The 17,242-nt window shown below is 70.6% G+C and carries 18 protein-coding genes and 1 pseudogene; 3 read left to right on the top strand and 16 right to left on the bottom strand.

Going from position 1 to position 17,242, the window contains the following annotated elements:
- Nucleotides 1–29 precede the first annotated feature (29 nt).
- The 3 genes from Sm713_RS08065 (at nucleotide 30) to Sm713_RS08055 (ending at nucleotide 2,959) form a co-directional block, all read left to right on the top strand.
- A complete protein-coding gene (locus Sm713_RS08065; protein ID WP_212908961.1) occupies nucleotides 30–602 on the top strand; it encodes a cob(I)yrinic acid a,c-diamide adenosyltransferase in 573 nt (190 codons plus the stop codon).
- A gap of 378 nt (nucleotides 603–980) precedes the next feature.
- Nucleotides 981–2,315 carry a sensor histidine kinase gene (locus tag Sm713_RS08060; RefSeq protein ID WP_212908960.1) on the top strand — a complete coding sequence of 445 codons (1,335 nt, stop codon included), beginning with the start codon at nucleotides 981–983 and terminating at the stop codon, nucleotides 2,313–2,315.
- The gene (locus Sm713_RS08055; RefSeq protein ID WP_212908959.1) at nucleotides 2,312–2,959 is read left to right on the top strand and encodes a response regulator transcription factor; all 648 of its coding nucleotides are present in this window, start codon (nucleotides 2,312–2,314) and stop codon (nucleotides 2,957–2,959) included. The genes Sm713_RS08060 and Sm713_RS08055 overlap by 4 nt, the downstream gene beginning before the upstream one ends.
- A 284-nt stretch (nucleotides 2,960–3,243) precedes the next feature.
- Here Sm713_RS08055 and Sm713_RS41425 read toward each other — a convergent pair whose 3' ends face one another.
- The 16 genes and pseudogenes from Sm713_RS41425 to prmC all read right to left on the bottom strand — a co-directional run bounded on the left by Sm713_RS41425 (nucleotide 3,244) and on the right by prmC (nucleotide 17,173).
- Nucleotides 3,244–3,423 carry a hypothetical protein gene (locus Sm713_RS41425; RefSeq protein ID WP_212908958.1) on the bottom strand — a complete coding sequence of 60 codons (180 nt, stop codon included), beginning with the start codon at nucleotides 3,421–3,423 and terminating at the stop codon, nucleotides 3,244–3,246.
- A 167-nt stretch (nucleotides 3,424–3,590) separates the two neighbouring features.
- Nucleotides 3,591–4,097, bottom strand: a complete 507-nt coding sequence (locus Sm713_RS08045) for a DUF2550 domain-containing protein (protein WP_212908957.1) — start codon at nucleotides 4,095–4,097, stop codon at nucleotides 3,591–3,593.
- Nucleotides 4,098–4,228: 131 nt separating this feature from the next.
- Nucleotides 4,229–4,603 carry a F0F1 ATP synthase subunit epsilon gene (locus Sm713_RS08040; RefSeq protein WP_212908956.1) on the bottom strand — a complete coding sequence of 125 codons (375 nt, stop codon included), beginning with the start codon at nucleotides 4,601–4,603 and terminating at the stop codon, nucleotides 4,229–4,231.
- A gap of 122 nt (nucleotides 4,604–4,725) precedes the next feature.
- The gene (gene atpD / locus Sm713_RS08035; protein WP_212908955.1) at nucleotides 4,726–6,168 is read right to left on the bottom strand and encodes a F0F1 ATP synthase subunit beta; all 1,443 of its coding nucleotides are present in this window, start codon (nucleotides 6,166–6,168) and stop codon (nucleotides 4,726–4,728) included.
- The gene (locus Sm713_RS08030; RefSeq protein ID WP_212908954.1) at nucleotides 6,168–7,124 is read right to left on the bottom strand and encodes a F0F1 ATP synthase subunit gamma; all 957 of its coding nucleotides are present in this window, start codon (nucleotides 7,122–7,124) and stop codon (nucleotides 6,168–6,170) included. The genes atpD and Sm713_RS08030 overlap by 1 nt, the downstream gene beginning before the upstream one ends.
- Before the next feature lie 20 nt (nucleotides 7,125–7,144).
- Nucleotides 7,145–8,731: a F0F1 ATP synthase subunit alpha gene (atpA, locus tag Sm713_RS08025; protein ID WP_212908953.1), complete on the bottom strand. Its 1,587-nt coding sequence runs from the start codon at nucleotides 8,729–8,731 to the stop codon at nucleotides 7,145–7,147.
- A gap of 130 nt (nucleotides 8,732–8,861) precedes the next feature.
- The gene (locus Sm713_RS08020; RefSeq protein WP_212908952.1) at nucleotides 8,862–9,677 is read right to left on the bottom strand and encodes a F0F1 ATP synthase subunit delta; all 816 of its coding nucleotides are present in this window, start codon (nucleotides 9,675–9,677) and stop codon (nucleotides 8,862–8,864) included.
- On the bottom strand, nucleotides 9,674–10,225 hold the full coding sequence (locus Sm713_RS08015) for a F0F1 ATP synthase subunit B (protein ID WP_212908951.1): 552 nt from the start codon (nucleotides 10,223–10,225) through the stop codon (nucleotides 9,674–9,676). Before Sm713_RS08015 ends, Sm713_RS08020 begins: the two co-directional genes overlap by 4 nt.
- A gap of 41 nt (nucleotides 10,226–10,266) precedes the next feature.
- On the bottom strand, nucleotides 10,267–10,512 hold the full coding sequence (gene atpE, locus Sm713_RS08010) for an ATP synthase F0 subunit C (RefSeq protein WP_212908950.1): 246 nt from the start codon (nucleotides 10,510–10,512) through the stop codon (nucleotides 10,267–10,269).
- A 79-nt stretch (nucleotides 10,513–10,591) separates the two neighbouring features.
- Complete coding sequence (gene atpB / locus Sm713_RS08005) at nucleotides 10,592–11,398, bottom strand: F0F1 ATP synthase subunit A (RefSeq protein ID WP_212908949.1); 807 nt, start codon at nucleotides 11,396–11,398, stop codon at nucleotides 10,592–10,594.
- A gap of 297 nt (nucleotides 11,399–11,695) precedes the next feature.
- A complete protein-coding gene (locus Sm713_RS08000; RefSeq protein WP_212908948.1) occupies nucleotides 11,696–12,151 on the bottom strand; it encodes a hypothetical protein in 456 nt (151 codons plus the stop codon).
- Nucleotides 12,152–12,772: 621 nt separating this feature from the next.
- A pseudogene (locus Sm713_RS07995) lies at nucleotides 12,773–14,053 on the bottom strand (MraY family glycosyltransferase); the annotation flags it as partial.
- A gap of 234 nt (nucleotides 14,054–14,287) precedes the next feature.
- A complete protein-coding gene (locus Sm713_RS07990) occupies nucleotides 14,288–14,608 on the bottom strand; it encodes a hypothetical protein (RefSeq protein ID WP_212908947.1) in 321 nt (106 codons plus the stop codon).
- A gap of 277 nt (nucleotides 14,609–14,885) precedes the next feature.
- Nucleotides 14,886–15,554 (bottom strand): protein-tyrosine-phosphatase, encoded by a 669-nt coding sequence (locus Sm713_RS07985; RefSeq protein ID WP_249416163.1) that lies wholly within the window; start codon nucleotides 15,552–15,554, stop codon nucleotides 14,886–14,888.
- On the bottom strand, nucleotides 15,551–16,198 hold the full coding sequence (locus Sm713_RS07980) for an L-threonylcarbamoyladenylate synthase (RefSeq protein WP_212908946.1): 648 nt from the start codon (nucleotides 16,196–16,198) through the stop codon (nucleotides 15,551–15,553). Before Sm713_RS07980 ends, Sm713_RS07985 begins: the two co-directional genes overlap by 4 nt.
- Nucleotides 16,199–16,273: 75 nt before the next feature.
- A complete protein-coding gene (prmC, locus tag Sm713_RS07975) occupies nucleotides 16,274–17,173 on the bottom strand; it encodes a peptide chain release factor N(5)-glutamine methyltransferase (RefSeq protein ID WP_212908945.1) in 900 nt (299 codons plus the stop codon).
- Nucleotides 17,174–17,242 lie beyond the last annotated feature (69 nt).

Genomic DNA, 17,242 nt, shown 5'->3' with positions numbered 1-17,242 from the left:
GGCACGGCGGGCGGCCTAGGCTGGGACCCATGGTCAGGCTGACACGCATCTACACCAGGACCGGCGACCAGGGCACCACCGCCCTCGGGGACATGAGCCGCACCGCCAAGACGGATCTCAGGATCGCCGCCTACGCCGACGCCAACGAGGCGAACGCGGTGATCGGGACGGCCATCGCACTGGGACGGCTCGACGAGGAGCTGGTGAAGGTCCTCGTCCGCGTGCAGAACGACCTGTTCGACGTGGGCGCGGACCTGTCCACGCCGGTCGTGCCGGACCCCGAGTACCCGCCGCTGCGGGTCGAGCAGTCCTACGTCGACCGGTTGGAGGAGGACTGCGACCACTTCAACGAGTCCCTGGGGAAGCTGAAGAGCTTCATCCTGCCCGGCGGCGCGCCCGGCGCGGCGCTGCTGCACCACGCGTGCACCGTCGTGCGCCGGGCGGAGCGCTCCACCTGGGCGGCGCTGGAGGCGCACGGCGAGACGATGAACCCGCTCACCGCCACCTACCTGAACCGCCTCTCCGACCTGCTGTTCATCCTCGCGAGGACCGCGAACCGCGAGACGGGCGACGTGCTGTGGGTGCCCGGCGGCGAGCGCTGACGGCATCCCCGGCCGCCGGCCGCCCTTTGGCCGGATCAGGTATGTGAGCGCGATCACAGCGTGCGGGGCGGGTGCGATCGGCGACGGCGGATCGGCGGGGCGGGCGGTTGGCCGAGGGCGGATCGGGGACGGTGGATCGGGGACAGCGGATCGGCGGGGCGGGCGGTTCGCCGAGGACGGATCGCCGACGGCGGATCGGGAGGCGGGCAGTCCGCCGAGGACGGATCGCCGACGGCGGATCAGGGACCGCGGATCGGCGGAGAGCGGTGACGAGCCCGCGCCGGGCGGCGCCACTGCACCCTTCGATGTAGTGCGCCGGCCGCAAGCTCCACCCAGGGAACCAGGCGGCCGGGGGCCGGAACGTGCTGGGATGGGTGCATGGCACTGCCCGCGCTGCCCCGCCCGCACCGCCACGACGTCGTCATCGCGACCGCCGGCCTGCTCAGCGGCCTGCTGCTGTGGGTCCTGGGGCTCTCCACGCAGACCGGCCGGCCGTTCGGCGGCGCATGGGTGCTGGTGCCGCTGGCGGTGACCGCGCCCCTGGAGCTGTTGCGCAGGACCCACCCGCGGCTCGGCCTCATCGTCGGCACGGCGGCGGTCACCGCCGACCAGTTCACGCCGGGCAACTTCGCCACGGTCATGATGTTCACGGACCTCATGTACGCGGCGGTGGTGTACGGCACCCCGGCCCAGGCCCGCCGGATCCCGGTCGTCGGGGGCCTGGTCACGGTCGCGCTGACCCTGGCGCTGCTCGCCTGGTGGCAGGTGCCCCAGGCGCTGCTCGTGGGGGTGCTGTGCGGGCTGGTGTCGTTCGTGCCGGCCACCACCGGCGCGATGGTGCGCAATCAGCGGGACGCCGCCGAGACGGCCCGGCTGCGCGCGGAGCAGACGGCGCTGCTGGCGGAGGCCGACCGGATCCAGGCGGTGACCGCCGAGCGCGCCCGGATGGCACGCGAGCTGCACGACATGGTGGCGGGCCACCTCTCCGCGATAGCCATCCACTCCACCGCGGCGCTCTCCCTCGACGACCCGGGCACCACCCGTCAGGCGCTCACCGTCATCCGCGAGAACAGCGTCGAGGGCCTGGCCGACATGCGCCGCATCATCGGCATTCTCCGGGACTCGGGCGGCGAGCAGGATGCCGCGCCCGCACCCACCCTGAGCGGCGTGGACGCGCTGGTCGGCGGTGCCCGCGCCAACGGCCTGGACGCTCGCCTCACCGAACTGCCCGCCCCGGGCACCCGGCTGCCTGCGCCGGTCGAGCTCGCCGCGTACCGCATCGTCCAGGAGTCCCTGACCAACGCCCTCAAGCACGCGGCGCCCGGCAGCGTCACGGTCGCACTCGCCCTGTGCGAGGATGCGCTGACGGTTCGGGTGAGCAGTCCCTACGGGCGGGTGGACGGGCCGCGGGCGCCGGGTTCCGAGGCGGGCCTGGTCGGCATGGAGGAGCGGGTGGCCCTGCTGGGCGGCACCTTCCGGGCCGGGCCCGGGGACGCGGGGCTGTGGACGGTGTCGGCGACCCTGCCGGTGGACGCCGCGGAGGCGACGGCAGCCGGTGCGGGGGTGCGCGGTGCGCGCGTGTCGGGCACGCGAGAGTCCGGCACGGGGGCGTCAGGCGAACGGGTATCGGGGACGGGGGCGTCCGGCGGGCGGGTATCGAAGACGGGGGCGTCCCCCGGGCGGGCGTCCGGTGGAGGAGGGGCAGAGGCGTGAGGATCCGCGTTCTGGTCGCGGAGGACCAGTCGGCGGTGCGGATGGGACTCGTCCTCATCCTGCGCAGCGCGCCCGACATCGAGGTCGTCGGCGAGGCGGGCGACGGGGAGGAGGCGGTGGCGCTCGCCCGGGAGCTCCGCCCCGACCTGGTCCTGATGGACGTGCAGATGCCCCGCCTCGACGGGGTGTCGGCCACCCGCCAGGTGGTGGCCGAGGGGCTCGCCGACGTGCTGGTGCTCACCACGTTCGACCTGGACGAATACGTCTTCGGCGCGCTGCGGGCGGGAGCGGTGGGGTTCCTGCTGAAGAACGCGGAGGCCCACGAGCTGCTGACCGCGGTGCGGGCGGTGGCGCGGGGCGAGGGGACGGTGGCGCCCGCGGTCACCCGCCGGCTGCTCGCGGAGTTCGCCGGGCAGGCGGTGCGGGCGGAGGAGGAGCCGGATCGGTCGGCTCTGGAGGGTCTGACGCGCCGTGAGCGGGAGGTGCTCTCCTGTCTGGGGCAGGGGCTCTCCAACGCGGAGATCGCCGCGCGGTTGGGGATGGCCGATGCGACGGCCAAGACGCATGTGAGCAGGCTGCTGGCGAAGCTGGGGGTGCGGAGCCGCCTTCAGGCGGCGGTTCTGGCCCAGGAGATGGGGGTGTGAGGGGTTCCCCTCCCCTGGACCCCTCCCCCTCAGCGGGGGCGCTTGCTTCGCGCTGGCGCGCTGCCGGACTGCGCGGTTTCCCGCGCCTCTGATCGACGGCTTCTGTCGGTCGTCGGCTGTCCCTGCGCCGTGGCTCTTCGCGCAGTTCCCCGCGCCCCTGATTGGCGACTTCTGTCCGTCCTCGACTGTCCGTGCGCCCGTAGTTCTTCGCGCAGTTCCCCGCGCCCCCTCAAGGTACCGGTCGACCTGCGTGCGGAAGCGCTCCGCGAACGCGTCCGCGACCCTCATGTGTGTGCCAGGTCCTCGGCGAAGAACAAGCTGTCGTCTGCGTGGTCGCTCGGGAGGGTGTCGTCCTGCTCGGGCGGTTCGTCGGTGCCGGAACCCCCGCGAGCGGAGTACGAGACCAGCGACCTGGGCAGCAACCTCACCCCCTTGTTCGCCTCACTCGCCGGGTGGTCACCCAACCTGACCAGAGTCGAACAGGCCCGCGTCGCCTACGACGCCAGAGAACGGCGCCAGAACCCGAAAAACAAGAGAAGCCCCTGATCAGGGGCGCGGGGAACTGCGCAAAAGAAGCCACGGCACACGTCAACCCTCCGGCTCACGGCCACCCAGAAGCCGCCGCCAACCGTCACGCCACGTTGACCCGCTGCCCCGGAGGCGCAGCCTCCAACCACGCGAGGAACCCCGTCAACGCATCCTCACTCATCGCCAGCTCCAGCCGCACCCCCCGATGCACGCACGTGAGCACGATCGCGTCTGACAGCAGCGCCAGCTCCTCCTCCCCCTCGGGAGTCCGCCGCCCCTCGACCTCGATGACCCCCCGCTCCAGGGTCCGCCGGGGCCGCGGCGCGTAGGAGAAGACGCGGAACCACTCCACGCAGTCACCGTTGTAGCGGGCGATGCCGTACGCCCACCCCTTCCCGCCGGGGGCGACGGCGGAGTCCTCACCGAAGTCGGCGCCACCCCGTGGAGCCCCGGCCCCCTCACGGAGCGATGCCGGGACGTTCCAGCGGAGGCTGCAGTCGAACGTGCCACCCGACCGCTGGATGAGTCTGCGCCGCACCCCGAAGGCGAGCAGCCCGAGTACGACCAGCGCGACCACCGTGATACCGCACACCAGCACAGCGAGGATCACCGGCACCGACCTCCTCGCCTCGTAGGTAACGGAACGACTCTGCTTGATCCCTCATTGCCTCAGCCGCGACCCGATCCGGAGTGCTCCGGATCCGGCCGCGGCTGAGCCACAGCATTGTGCGCCGGGGGGAGTCAGCGCACCGCCACCGCTCGCAGGCGGACGTCGGCGCGCCGCTCCGCCGAGGCGTCGGCCTCGGACTTGGCACGCTCCAGTGCCCGCTCCGCACGCTGGACGTCGATCTCGTCCGACAGCTCCGCGATCTCGGCCAGCAGCGACAGCTTGTTGTCGGCGAAGGAGATGAAACCGCCGTGCACCGCGGCGACGACCGTTCCACCGTCGCCGGTACGGACGGTCACCGGGCCCGACTCCAGCACACCGAGCAGCGGCTGGTGGCCGGGCATGATGCCGATGTCTCCGGACCGGGTGCGCGCGACGACCAGGGTCGCCTCGCCCGACCAGACCTGGCGGTCGGCCGCGACCAGCTCGACATGCAGCTCAGCAGCCAAGGGTGGCTCCTCGGGTCACCACCCGGCGGTCGTGCCGGGTGTGGTTTCGGATTCTAGTGGTCGGGTGATGGGGCGTAGGGCAGGGGGCGGGACACGCGCCCGCCCCCTGGTTCCACGACCGCTCAGGAGACGCCGAGCTCCTTGGCGTTCTTCTTGAGGTCCTCAAGACCGCCGCACATGAAGAAGGCCTGCTCGGGGAAGTGGTCGTACTCGCCGTCGCAGATCGCGTTGAACGCCGCGATCGACTCGTCGAGCGAGACGTCCGAGCCCTTGACGCCGGTGAACTGCTCGGCGACGTGGGTGTTCTGGGACAGGAAGCGCTCCACCCGGCGGGCGCGGAAGACGGTGAGCTTGTCCTCCTCGCCGAGCTCGTCGATACCGAGGATGGAGATGATGTCCTGGAGGTCCTTGTACTTCTGCAGGATGTTCTTGACGCGCATCGCGGCGTCGTAGTGGTCCTGGCGGATGTAGCGCGGGTCCAGGATGCGGGACGTGGAGTCCAGCGGGTCCACCGCCGGGTAGATGCCCTTCTCCGAGATCGGCCGGGAGAGCACCGTCGTCGCGTCGAGGTGGGCGAAGGTGGTGGCCGGCGCCGGGTCGGTCAGGTCGTCCGCGGGGACGTAGATCGCCTGCATGGAGGTGATCGAGTGACCGCGGGTCGAGGTGATGCGCTCCTGGAGGATGCCCATCTCGTCGGCGAGGTTCGGCTGGTAGCCCACCGCGGACGGCATGCGGCCGAGCAGCGTGGAGACCTCGGAGCCGGCCTGCGTGAAGCGGAAGATGTTGTCGATGAAGAACAGCACGTCCTGCCGCTGCTCGTCACGGAAGTACTCCGCCATGGTGAGGCCCGCCAGGGCGACGCGCAGCCGGGTGCCCGGCGGCTCGTCCATCTGGCCGAAGACCAGCGCGGTCTTGTCGATGACGCCGGACTCGGTCATCTCCGCGATGAGGTCGTTGCCCTCACGGGTGCGCTCGCCGACGCCCGCGAAGACGGAGACGCCCTCGTGGTTGTTGGCGACGCGGTAGATCATCTCCTGGATGAGCACGGTCTTGCCGACGCCGGCGCCGCCGAACAGGCCGATCTTGCCGCCGCGCACGTACGGGGTCAGCAGGTCGATGACCTTGATGCCGGTCTCGAACATCTCGGTCTTCGACTCGAGCTGGTCGAAGCTCGGCGCCTTGCGGTGGATGGGCCACCGCGTGGTGATGTTGGCGTTCTCCTCGGGGACGTTCAGCACCTCGCCGACGGTGTTGAACACCTTGCCCTTGGTGAAGTCGCCGACCGGAACCGTGAGGCCCTCGCCGGTGTTCACGACCGGCGCCTGGCGGACCAGGCCGTCGGTGGGCTGCATGGAGATGGAGCGGACCAGGCCGTCGCCCAGGTGCTGGGCGACCTCCAGGGTCAGCGTCTTCTTCTCGCCCTCGTGGGCCGGGTCGGCCACCTCGACGTGCAGGGCGTTGTAGATGTCCGGCATCGCGTCGACGGGGAACTCCACGTCGACGACCGGACCGATGACCCGGGCGACGCGGCCCGTGGCCGTCGCGGTCTCAACTGTGGTGGTCATTATTTGTCACTCCCCGCGGTCGCGTCGGCCAGCGCACTGGAGCCACCGACGATCTCGCTGATTTCCTGGGTGATTTCGGCCTGGCGGGCCGCGTTGGCAAGACGGGAGAGGCTCTCGATCAGCTCTCCTGCGTTGTCGGTCGCCGACTTCATCGCGCGCCGGGTGGCGGCGTGCTTGGAGGCGGCCGACTGCAACAGCGCGTTGTAGACGCGGCTCTCGACGTAGCGCGGCAGCAGCGCGTCGAGCACGCCCTCCGCCGACGGCTCGAACTCGAACAGCGGCCGGACCTTGGTCCCCTGCGGCTGCCCCTCGGCCACGGGGGCCTCGGAGCCGCCCTCCGCGGCACCGGAGCCGACCGCGTCGAGGCTGAGCGGCAGCAGGCGCCGGTCGACCGGGTTCTGCGTCAGCATGGACACGAACTCGGTGAACACGATGTGCAGCTCGTCGACGCCGCCCTCGTCGGTGTCCTGCGAGATCGCCTCGATCAGCGGGTCGGCGACCTGCTTGGCGTCCGCATAGCTGGGGTCGTCCGTGAAGCCTCCCCAGTTCTGGGCGATGGCGCGCTCCCGGAACTGGTAGTAGGCGACGCCCTTGCGGCCGACGATGTAGGTGACGACCTCCTTGCCCTCGCCGCGCAACCGCTCGGTGAGCTGCTCCGCGCGCTTGATGGCGTTGGAGTTGTAGCCGCCGGCGAGACCGCGGTCGCTGGTGAGCAGCAGGATCGCGGCGCGACGCGGCTGGTCCGCCTCCGTGGTCAGCGGATGCTTGGCGTTCGATCCGGTCGCCACCGCCGTGACCGCGCGGGTGAGCTCGGTCGCGTAGGGGGTGGAGGCCGCCACCTTGCGCTGCGCCTTGACGATGCGCGAGGCGGCGATCATCTCCATCGCCCGGGTGATCTTCTTGGTCGCGGAGACCGACCGGATGCGACGCTTGTAGACCCGGAGCTGCGCTCCCATGAGTCAGGTCCCTTCGGTCGTCACTCGGCGGCGGAGGTGTCGTCGCCGAGCAGCTTGCCGTCCGAGGTCTCGAACTGCTTCTTGAACGTGTCCACCGCCTCGGAGAGCTTCTGGATCGTCTCGTCGGGCATCTTCCCGCCCTCGACGATGTTGGTGAGCAGCGGCTTCTGCTCGCGGTGCATGTAGTCGATGAGCTCCCGCTCGAAGCGGCGGACGTCCGCCACCGGAACGTCGTCCATCTTGCCGTTGGTGCCGGACCAGATGGAGATGACCTGGTCCTCGGTGGGGTACGGGGCGTACTGCGCCTGCTTCAGCAGCTCGACCATCCGCTGGCCACGGCCCAGCTGGGCCTTGGAGGCGGCGTCCAGGTCGGAACCGAAGGCGGCGAAGGCCTCCAGCTCGCGGTACTGGGCGAGGTCCACGCGCAGACGTCCGGAGACCTGCCTGACGGCCCTGTGCTGGGCGGCGCCACCGACGCGGGAGACGGAGATACCGACGTTCAGGGCGGGGCGGACGCCCGCGTTGAACAGGTCGGACTCCAGGAAGCACTGGCCGTCGGTGATGGAGATGACGTTGGTCGGGATGAACGCCGAGACGTCGTTGGCCTTGGTCTCGACGATCGGCAGACCGGTCATCGAGCCGGCGCCCATGTCGTCGGAGAGCTTCGCGCAGCGCTCCAGCAGCCGGGAGTGCAGGTAGAAGACGTCACCCGGGTAGGCCTCGCGGCCCGGCGGGCGGCGCAGCAGCAGGGAGACGGCGCGGTAGGCGTCGGCCTGCTTGGACAGGTCGTCGAAGATGATCAGGACGTGCTTGCCCTGGTACATCCAGTGCTGTCCGATGGCGGAGCCGGTGTAGGGCGCCAGGTACTTGAAGCCGGCCGGGTCGGACGCCGGGGCGGCGACGATGGTCGTGTACTCCAGCGCGCCGGCCTCTTCCAGGGCGCCGCGTACGGACGCCACGGTCGAGCCCTTCTGGCCGATGGCGACGTAGATGCAGCGGACCTGCTTGCTGGGGTCGCCGGAGCGCCAGTTGTCGCGCTGGTTGATGATCGTGTCGACGCACAGCGCGGTCTTGCCGGTCTGGCGGTCGCCGATGATCAGCTGGCGCTGGCCGCGGCCGATCGGGGTCATGGTGTCGACGGCCTTGTAGCCCGTCTCCATCGGCTCGTGCACCGACTTGCGCTGCATCACCGAGGGAGCCTGGAGCTCCAGGGGGCGGCGGCCCTCGGCGGCGATCTCGCCGAGGCCGTCGATGGGGTTACCGAGCGGGTCGACGGAACGTCCGAGGTAACCGTCGCCCACGGGGACGGAGAGCACCTCGCCGGTACGCGTGACCGGCTGCCCCTCCTCGACACCGCCGAACTCGCCGAGGACGATCGCACCGATCTCACGCTCTTCGAGGTTGAGCGCGAGACCGAGGGTGCCGTCCTCGAACCTCAGCAGTTCGTTGGCCATGGCCGAGGGCAGTCCCTCGACCTTGGCGATGCCGTCACCGGCCTCGGTGACGGTCCCGACCTCTTCGCGGGAGGCCGCGTCCGGCTGGTACGACTGGACGAAGTTCTCCAGCGCGTCCCGGATCTCCTCCGGCCGGATCGTAAGCTCCGCCATCTGAGTTTCCTGCTCTCCTTGTTGGGCCCGACGTCTGGGGGTCTGGGGGACTCCCCCCAGATATCACTGCGCTACGGCCCAACGAGGGCCGCTCTTCTTCTTCCGACTTCGACTGGCGCCTGCGCGTGCGTCAGCCGGCCATCCGCCGGGACGCCTCATCCAGGCGGTCCGCGATGGTGCCGTTGATGACCTCGTCTCCGATGCGCACCGAGACCCCGCCGAGGACCGCGGGGTCCACGTCGAGGTTCAGATGCACCTGGCGGCCGTAGATCCTGGCCAGTGCCTCTCCGAGACGCCGCTTCTGCGTGTCGTTCAGCGGCACCGCGGAGACCACGACCGCGACCACCCGGTCACGGCGCGCAGCGGCGAGCTTGGTCAGGGCATCGATCCCTGCATCCAGGCTACGTCCCCGCGGCTGCGTCACAAGACGGCTGAGCAGCTGCTCCGTGTACCGGTTGGCCCGGCCCTCCAGCAGGGAGCGCAGCAGCCCGGCCTTGGCCTCGGCGGGCGCGCGGCGGTCGGTGAGCGCCGCGCGCAGGTCGCCGCTGCTGGAGACGATGCGCCCGAACCGGAACAGCTCGTCCTCGGTCTCGTCGAGCGCGTCGGCACGGTCCGCGCCGATGATCTCGGCGAGGAAGGCGAGCTGCTCGCAGGTGTCCGCCAGGTCACGCGTCGCCGACCACCGGGACCGTACGAGGCCCGACACCAGGTCCAGCGCCTCGGCGCCGATCCGGCCGTCGAAGAGCGCGGTGACCAGGTCGGCCTTGCGCTGCCCCTCGATACCGGGGTCGGTGAGGGTGCCCCGCAGCCCGGCCTCGCGGTCGAGCAGGTCGGTCACCGCCAGCAGGTCGCCGGCGAGGGCGGAGGTGTCGACCGCACTGTGGTCGGTCAGCGCCTCCAGACGCTCACGGGCTGCTGCATTCGACTGACGTGTCGCGTTGCTCACGTGGCGGCGCCCTGCGTCTGCTCGGCCTTGGCGTCCAGCTCGTCCAGGAAGCGGTCGACCACACGGCTCTGGCGCGTGGTGTCCTCCAGGGACTCGCCGACGATGCGGCCGGCCAGCTCGGTGGAGAGCCGGCCGACCTCCTGGCGCAGCTGGACGGCCACCTGGCGGCGGTCGGCCTCGATCTGCGTGTGCCCGGCCTCGATGATCGACTCGCGCTGGCGCTGGCCCTCCTCGCGCATCTCCGCGATGATCACCGCTCCCTGCTCACGAGCCTGCTCCAGGATCCGGGCGGCCTCGTGACGCGCCTCGGCGAGCTGGGCCCGGTACTCCTCAAGCGTGCGGTTGGCCTCGGCCTGCGCCTGTGCCGCCCGCTCCAGGCCACCCTCGATCGCGTCGTGGCGCTCTGCCAGGGTCTTCTGGATGTTCGGCAGCAGCTTCTTGCCGAGGATGCCGAAGACGATGAAGAAGCAGAGCAGGCCGACGACAAGTTCTGGGGTTTCGGGCAGGAGCGGGTTCTGCGTTCCTTCCTGCGCCAGGAAATTCAACATGTCCGAACCTTTCGTCGAGTGTGGCTACCGTCCGTGACGTGTCACTGCTGGAACACGAAGGGCACGACCAGACCGAGCAGCGCGAGCACCTCACAGAGGGCGAAGCCGAGGAACATGTTCGTGCGGATGATCGGCATGGCCTCGGGCTGGCGGGCCATGGCCTCGATGGAGTGACCGAAGACCAGGCCGATACCGACGCCGGGGCCGATGGCGGCAAGGCCGTAGGCGACCGCACCCAGGCGGCCCGCGGTGGTGGCGGCGGCGAGGTTAACAAGCTCGGCAGACATTTACCTGTCTTCCTATGTGATGCGGTCCGCTGGGGGACTTCCCAGCGGAGGTCTGGATGGGGAAGGGGCGCGATTCGGGTCAGTGCCCCTCTTCGATCGCTCCCGAGATGTAGATCGAGGCGAGGAGCGTGAAGATGTACGCCTGCAGGAACTGGATCAGCAGCTCGAAGGCGGTCATGAAGGCCGCCAGCAGGAACGAGCCGCCGGCGACGGCGGTCAGGAAGGTGGGGGTCAGCAGGTACCAGCTCGCGACGCTGAACAGCACGATCAGGATGTGGCCGGAGAACATGTTGGCCCAGAGCCGCACGGCGAGGGTGAACGGCCGGGTGATCACGTTCTGGATGAACTCCAGCAGCACGATCAGGGGGACGAGGGGCTTGGGCAGGCCCTCGATCCAGACCAGGTTCTTGACGCCGCCGCGGAAGCCGTGCGTCTTGAACGTGAGGAACATGTACGTGATGAAGACCAGCGCCGCGAGTGCGACCGGGTACGCGAAGCGCGAGGTGGCCGGGAACTGCGCCAGCGGGATGATCGACATGATGTTCATGATCCACACGAAGAAGAAGATCGACGTGAGGAACGGGACGTACTTGTCGCCCTTCTTGCCGATCACCTCGCGGGCGATGCTGCGGGCCACGAAGCCGTAGCCGATCTCGCCGACGAGCTGGAGCTTGCCCGGGACGAGCTTGGGCTTGGCGAAGGCCGCCGCGAAGAAGCCCACCACCAGGAACGTGCAGATGACTGCGAGCAGCATCGGCTTGGTGACGTCGAAGCCGGCGACACTGAAGATCGGCCTGAAGTTGAACGAGTCGATACCCGGAGCGGGGAATGCGCAGTCTTGCCGGATATGACATCCAGGCTCAGCGAGTAGCGTGTGGGCACTCACCCGTGACTCCTTCGTCGTGACGCATAGGTAACGGCAATCTTTTGTGTCTGCGCGGCTGGCGAGGCCGCTGTTCGGCACTGGGCACGTGAGCGTGGGGCGGTGCCTCCGCAGTCCGCTGGGAGCATCCGCCGGAGACCGGTCGTCCGGGCTGCCGCACCGCGGCCGCAGCCGTCCGTCCGAGCTCGCCGGGGACCGCGGGGGCTTAGCCCTGCCGCGGCCCATGACCGGGAGAAAATCCCACAGCCAGAAGCGATTCCGGACGATAGCAGATCAAGGTGGAGCGTCTTAACGCAGCCCTTACGCCGCATCGCGGGACTCCGCGCCTGCCGCGCCCGCCGCCTCCTTGGGGGCCACGGAGGGTTCGGGCTGGACGTAGAGCATCCTGCTGGTGAGGCTCTGCTTGACCTGGCCGCCGACCCAGGACAGCGCGGTGACCAGCAGGCTGAGGCCGAAGGCCCGGCCGTTGAAGAACGTGGCGTCCTGGAAGGCGACGATGAAGACACCGATGAGCAGGATCTGCACGGTATAGACCAGCAGCCCGGCGGTCATCGCCACTTGGGGCGTGTTCTGGGTGATGCGCATCAGCGCATAGGACCCGAGGCCGAAGAACACGGCGACCACTGCCAGCGCCACCAGCCCGCCGACCAGGCCCTTCTCGCCGGCGACAAGCGCACTGACCACGGTGGCGACGATTCCCACGGGGGCGGCGACGAGCGCCGAGCCCCGGAGAATCCGGGCGTCGTTGGACTGCATGCGGCAGCTCCAGCGGGAGTTGGGGGCGGGTTGCACACGGTGACCGGCCAAGACTCGTCAACGGGCCGCGGTCACGGCTGTTGAGCAGAGGCTAGCGCCAGGAGGCAGGTGTGCCTCAGGCCGGAAGACCGTCCTGCACAAGGTCTTTCGGCTCTTCACCTGGTGGTAGTGAACGGTATCACAAACTATTTGATGAGAGCTTTACCTATTCGGTGTGGTCGCCGTCACACATGAGACCGAAACTGCCCGTCTGTGCGGCGCGGCGACCCGAGTTGACCGAATTTGAGCATATATGCCAGGCGCCGACCGTCTCCTGTCGGACCCTCAGCGTGAGGTTCCGGCACCCTTGCGACCGAGAAAGCGCCCGGTGTGATGATGGTCAATTGCCGTCGCGCCGTTGACCCCTGCGGCCCCTGAGGTGCCGGAACCGCCGGCGGGCCGGGTGGCCACGGCGGGCTCGGCCGCCGGAGAGCCACCGTCCTGCTGGCTCTTGTCAGGAATTGCACCGTTTTGGGAATTGCCGGCGAATTCAAGGTGGTCGGCCGAATTATCTTCACTGACCGTTTCGCCCCGAATATCGGCGGCTTGGCCCGTGCCGGGCTCCCCCGGCCTCTCGCCGCCGGAGCCCCCCGCACCGTCCGCGCCGCCCGTGGCCGGGCCGCCGTCCGTCCGGCCGTCCGCACCCCGCACCCCGTCCGCGGGCGCCTCCGGCAGCGGGGTCCCGGCCGTCGCCGGGCTCCTGCGGTACCGCGGCGGAACCATGTGCTGGGCCCAGGTGGGCACCCGCGGCGTGAACCGCGGCAGCAGGAGCAGCCCCAGGCCCACCCCGCTCAGCGCCACGATCGCCAGCACGATCCACATCGAGGCGGAGTTCACCGAGTAGGCCAGCGCGCCGAAGGCGATCAGCGCCGACCAGAAGTACATGATCAGCACCGCCCGGCTCTGCGAGTGCCCGATCTCCAGCAGCCGGTGGTGGAGGTGGCCGCGGTCCGCCGTGAAGGGCGACTGGCCGCGCCACGTCCTGCGCACCACGGCCAGCACCAGGTCCGCCGCCGGCACCGCGATGATCGTCAGCGGCAGCAGCAGCGGGATGTAGGCGGGCACCATCTGGTGCACGGTGGCCCGCTCGGAGCCGGAGAAGAGCTTCATCGCGTCCGGGTCCACCTGGCCGGTCATGGAGATGGCGCCCGCGGCCAGCACCAGGCCGATCAGCATCGAGCCCGAGTCGCCCATGAAGATCCGCGCCGGGTGCATGTTGTGCGGCAGGAAGCCGAGGCAGATGCCGATCAGGATGGCCGCGAAGAGGGTGGCGGGGGCGGCGTCCTCCAGGCCGTAGCCGTACCAGATGCGGTAGCCGTACATGAAGAACGCCGTGGCCGCGATGCACACCATGCCGGCCGCGAGGCCGTCCAGGCCGTCGACGAAGTTCACGGCGTTGATGGTGATCACGACGAGGGCGACCGTGAGCAGCGTGCCCTGCCACTGGGTGAGCGCGACCAGGCCGACGCCCGGCACCGGCAGCCAGAGGATCGTCAGGCCCTGGACCACCATGACGCCCGCGGCGATCATCTGGCCGCCCAGCTTGATCAGGGCGTCGATCTCGAACTTGTCGTCCAGGACGCCGATGATCCAGATCAGCCCGGCGCCCGAGAGCAGCGCCCGGGGCTCGCTGGAGTTGGCGAACACCTCGTCGAGGCTCGGCAGATGGTCGGCGACCAGCAGCCCCGCGCAGAGCCCGAAGAACATCGCGATCCCGCCGAGGCGCGGAGTGGGCTCGCGGTGGACGTCGCGGGCCCTGATCTCGGGCATCGCGCCGGCCACGATCGCGAACTTCCGCACCGGGCCGGTCAGCAGGTACGTCACCGCTGCCGTGATGCAGAGCGTCAGCAGGTATTCACGCACGGGCTTCCCCACAGGTATCGCTGGCCATCAGCCCCACACCCTAGCTTCGCGACGTCATGTGTGAGGACTTACGGGTAGGCGACGATGGTTGCACGTGTTGCTGAGAGCCGCGTCACCGAACCCACCGTAAGCGCGCTCCCCGGCCACTGGCGGGGCCCGCTGCGAGCGCTCTCTCGCGGGCGCGGGCGCCCTCCTGCCTGGCCACGTGCCGGCTGTGGTCGCCGGCTGCCGCCGCTAGCTGTCCGGGGCGGGGTACGGCGGGAAGGCGAGGGTGAGATCGCGCACGTCGCGGCGGGCCGCGGGGGCGTCGAGCGTGCCGCGCAGCACGGCGCCGACCAGCTCCGCGATCGCGCCGTCTCCGGCTCCCGCATGCTGGGTGGTGACGGCGGCGGTGCCGAGCCGCAGGTCACGGGCGTCGCCGGGCAGGGCCGGCCATGTACGTACCGTAATGCCCTGTATGCGCTCTTTCCCGTCCGTCCACTCGTCCGGCCGACCGGGAGGGGTGGTCTCTGCCGCATCCGGACCGCCAGGCCGGTGGGGGTCGCTCGCGCCCACGCGGCGGAGCCGCATAGCGACCCAGCCCCGCGCCCCTGGAGTGGGCCGGGGCGCAGCCCCGCTTCAAGGGGCGCGGGGAACTGCGCGACAAGCCAGAGCGGACCCGCGGATCGCCGCCGGCCGAAAGGGGCTGGTTCTGCCACATCCGGACCACCGGCCCGCGGGCGGTCGCTCGCGCAGCTCCCGGCGCCCTTGGTGGGGCACCCTCGGCGCGCGCCAGCGCTGCCAACCGGGGCAGCCCGAAGCCCCGCTTCGTGGGGCGCGCCACTCAGCGGCTCTACTTGCCCGTCAGGGCGACCATCACGGGACCCAGCGCCTCCTGGATCTCCTCCCCCACGGAGCGGAAGAAGGGCAACGGCGCGCCATACGGGTCGTACACCTCGTCCGCCTCGGGACTGGGCGCGAGCAGCCACCCGCGTAGCGCCGCCGCCGCCCGCACGAGGGCCCGCGCTCGCTCCACCACGCCCTCGTCCACGGGATCGGGCAGCGTCGCCGGGTCTATCGCCCGCACCAGCCGGGTGAACTCCTTCAGCGTGAAGGTCCGCAGCCCCGCCGAGTGCCCCATCGAGATGACCTGCGCCCGGTGGTCCCGGGTCGCGGTGAGCACCAGGTCCGCCCGGATGACGTGGTCGTCCAGCAGTTCACGCCCGACGAAGCCGCCGGGATCCGCTCCGAAGTCGGCGAGCACCGTCTCGGCGTGCGCCTCCATGGGCGCCCCCTCGTGGCCCCACGTGCCGGCGCTCTCCACGAGCAGCCCGCCGATCGGCACGTCCGCCGCGTAGCCGGCCGGGGGCGCCCCGAGGCGCCCCGCCAGGGCATGCCGCGTCAGCCGCTCGGTGATCGGCGAGCGGCAGACGTTGCCGGTGCTGACGTGGAGGATCCTGAAGGTGTCGCCGGAGTCGCCGGTGCCTATGCCACGCACGTCATCGGGACGGGGTGTCGTCAATTGGCCACCTCAAGGTCGGGTACGACCTTGCGGAGCTCGTCCGCGTCGAGGGCGCCGGCACGCAGCAGCACGGGCACCTTGCCGGTCACGTCGACGATCGAGGACGGCACGATGCCCGGGGTCGGGCCGCCGTCCAGGTAGACGGAGACGGAGTCGCCGAGCATGTCCTGTGCCGCGTCGCACGTCTCCGGTGCGGGGTGCCCGGTGAGGTTGGCGGAGCTCACGGCCATCGGCCCGGTCTCGTTCAGCAGCTCGATGGCGACCGGGTGCAGCGGCATCCGGACGGCGACGGTGCCACGGGTCTCCCCCAGGTCCCACTGGAGCGAGGGCTGGTGGCGGGCGACGATCGTGAGCGCACCGGGCCAGAAGGCGTCGACGAGCTCCCACGCCATCTCGGAGAAGTCGGTGACGATGCCGTGCAGCGTGTTCGGCGAGCCGATCAGGACGGGGCTGGGCATGTTGCGGCCGCGCCCCTTGGCGCTGAGCAGGTCGCCGACGGCCTCGGAACTGAAGGCGTCGGCGCCGATGCCGTAGACGGTGTCGGTGGGCAGCACGACCAGCTCGCCACGGCGGACGGCGGACGCGGCCTCCCGGAGACCGGTGGTGCGGTCGGTCGCGTCATTGGTGTCGTAGCGCCGTGCCATGGGCGGGCCTCCTCGTGCACTTACGGGCTCTGGGGATCGATGCGGGAGTCGGGTCGAGGGTGGAACGGTGGGGGGTCACGGCAGCGCCTTGCGCGCCGTCGCGAAGCGCGGGCGGTTGTTCAGGTCGGGGTGGTCGGCCGCATCCGCCCATCCTGACTCCTCGTTGAAGAGCCACGGCACCTGTCCGCCCTGCGTGTCGGCGTGCTCGACGACAACGATGCCGCCGGGCCGCAGCAGGCGGTGGGCGGTGCGCTCGATGCCGCGGATCGTGTCGAGCCCGTCCTCACCGGAGAAGAGGGCCAGCTCGGGGTCGTGGTCACGGGCCTCCGGAGCCACATACTCCCACTCCGTGAGCGGAATGTAGGGCGGGTTGGACACCACCAGGTCGACCTGGCCGTTCAGCTCGGGGAGCGCGGTGCGCGCGTCGCCGTGGTGGATGGTGACCCGGGCGCCGGCGGCCTGGTCGGCGTGGCCGGCGTTCCTGCGGGCCCAGGCCAGGGCGTCCTCGGAGAGCTCGACGGCGTGCACCCGCGAGCGGGGCACCTCCTGCGCCATGGCGAGGGCGATCGCCCCGGAGCCGGTGCACAGGTCGACGATGAGGGGTTCCACGACGTCCATCGCGCGCACCGCCGCTATGGCCCAGTCGACGACCGACTCGGTCTCCGGCCGCGGCACGAACACCCCGGGGCCGACCTGGAGTTCCAGGTACCGGAAGTAGGCGAGGCCGGTGATGTGCTGGAGCGGCTCGCGCGCCTGGCGGCGTGCGACGGCCTCCCAGTAGCGGGCGTCGAAGTCCGCGTCCTTGACGGTGTGCAGCTCGCCCCGCTTGACGCCGTGCACGAACGCGGCGAGTTCCTCGGCGTCGTTGCGCGGCGAGGGCACGCCGGCGTCGGCCAGCCGCAAAGTGGCCTGGGCGACCTCCGCGAGCAGCACGCTGCGGGGGTTGGGGGGTCGCTCCCCAGGATGAGGCTGCACGCTGGTCCTTTCGGGACTTTGGCCGTTCGTGGTGCGGGTGCGCGGGGCGGCGCCGGCACCTGATTATGC

Source organism: Streptomyces sp. TS71-3 (assembly GCF_018327685.1).
GTDB lineage: Bacteria > Actinomycetota > Actinomycetes > Streptomycetales > Streptomycetaceae > Streptomyces.
Note: the sequence above shows the minus strand (reverse complement) of the source record. Positions and strands in the feature narration are given on the sequence as shown.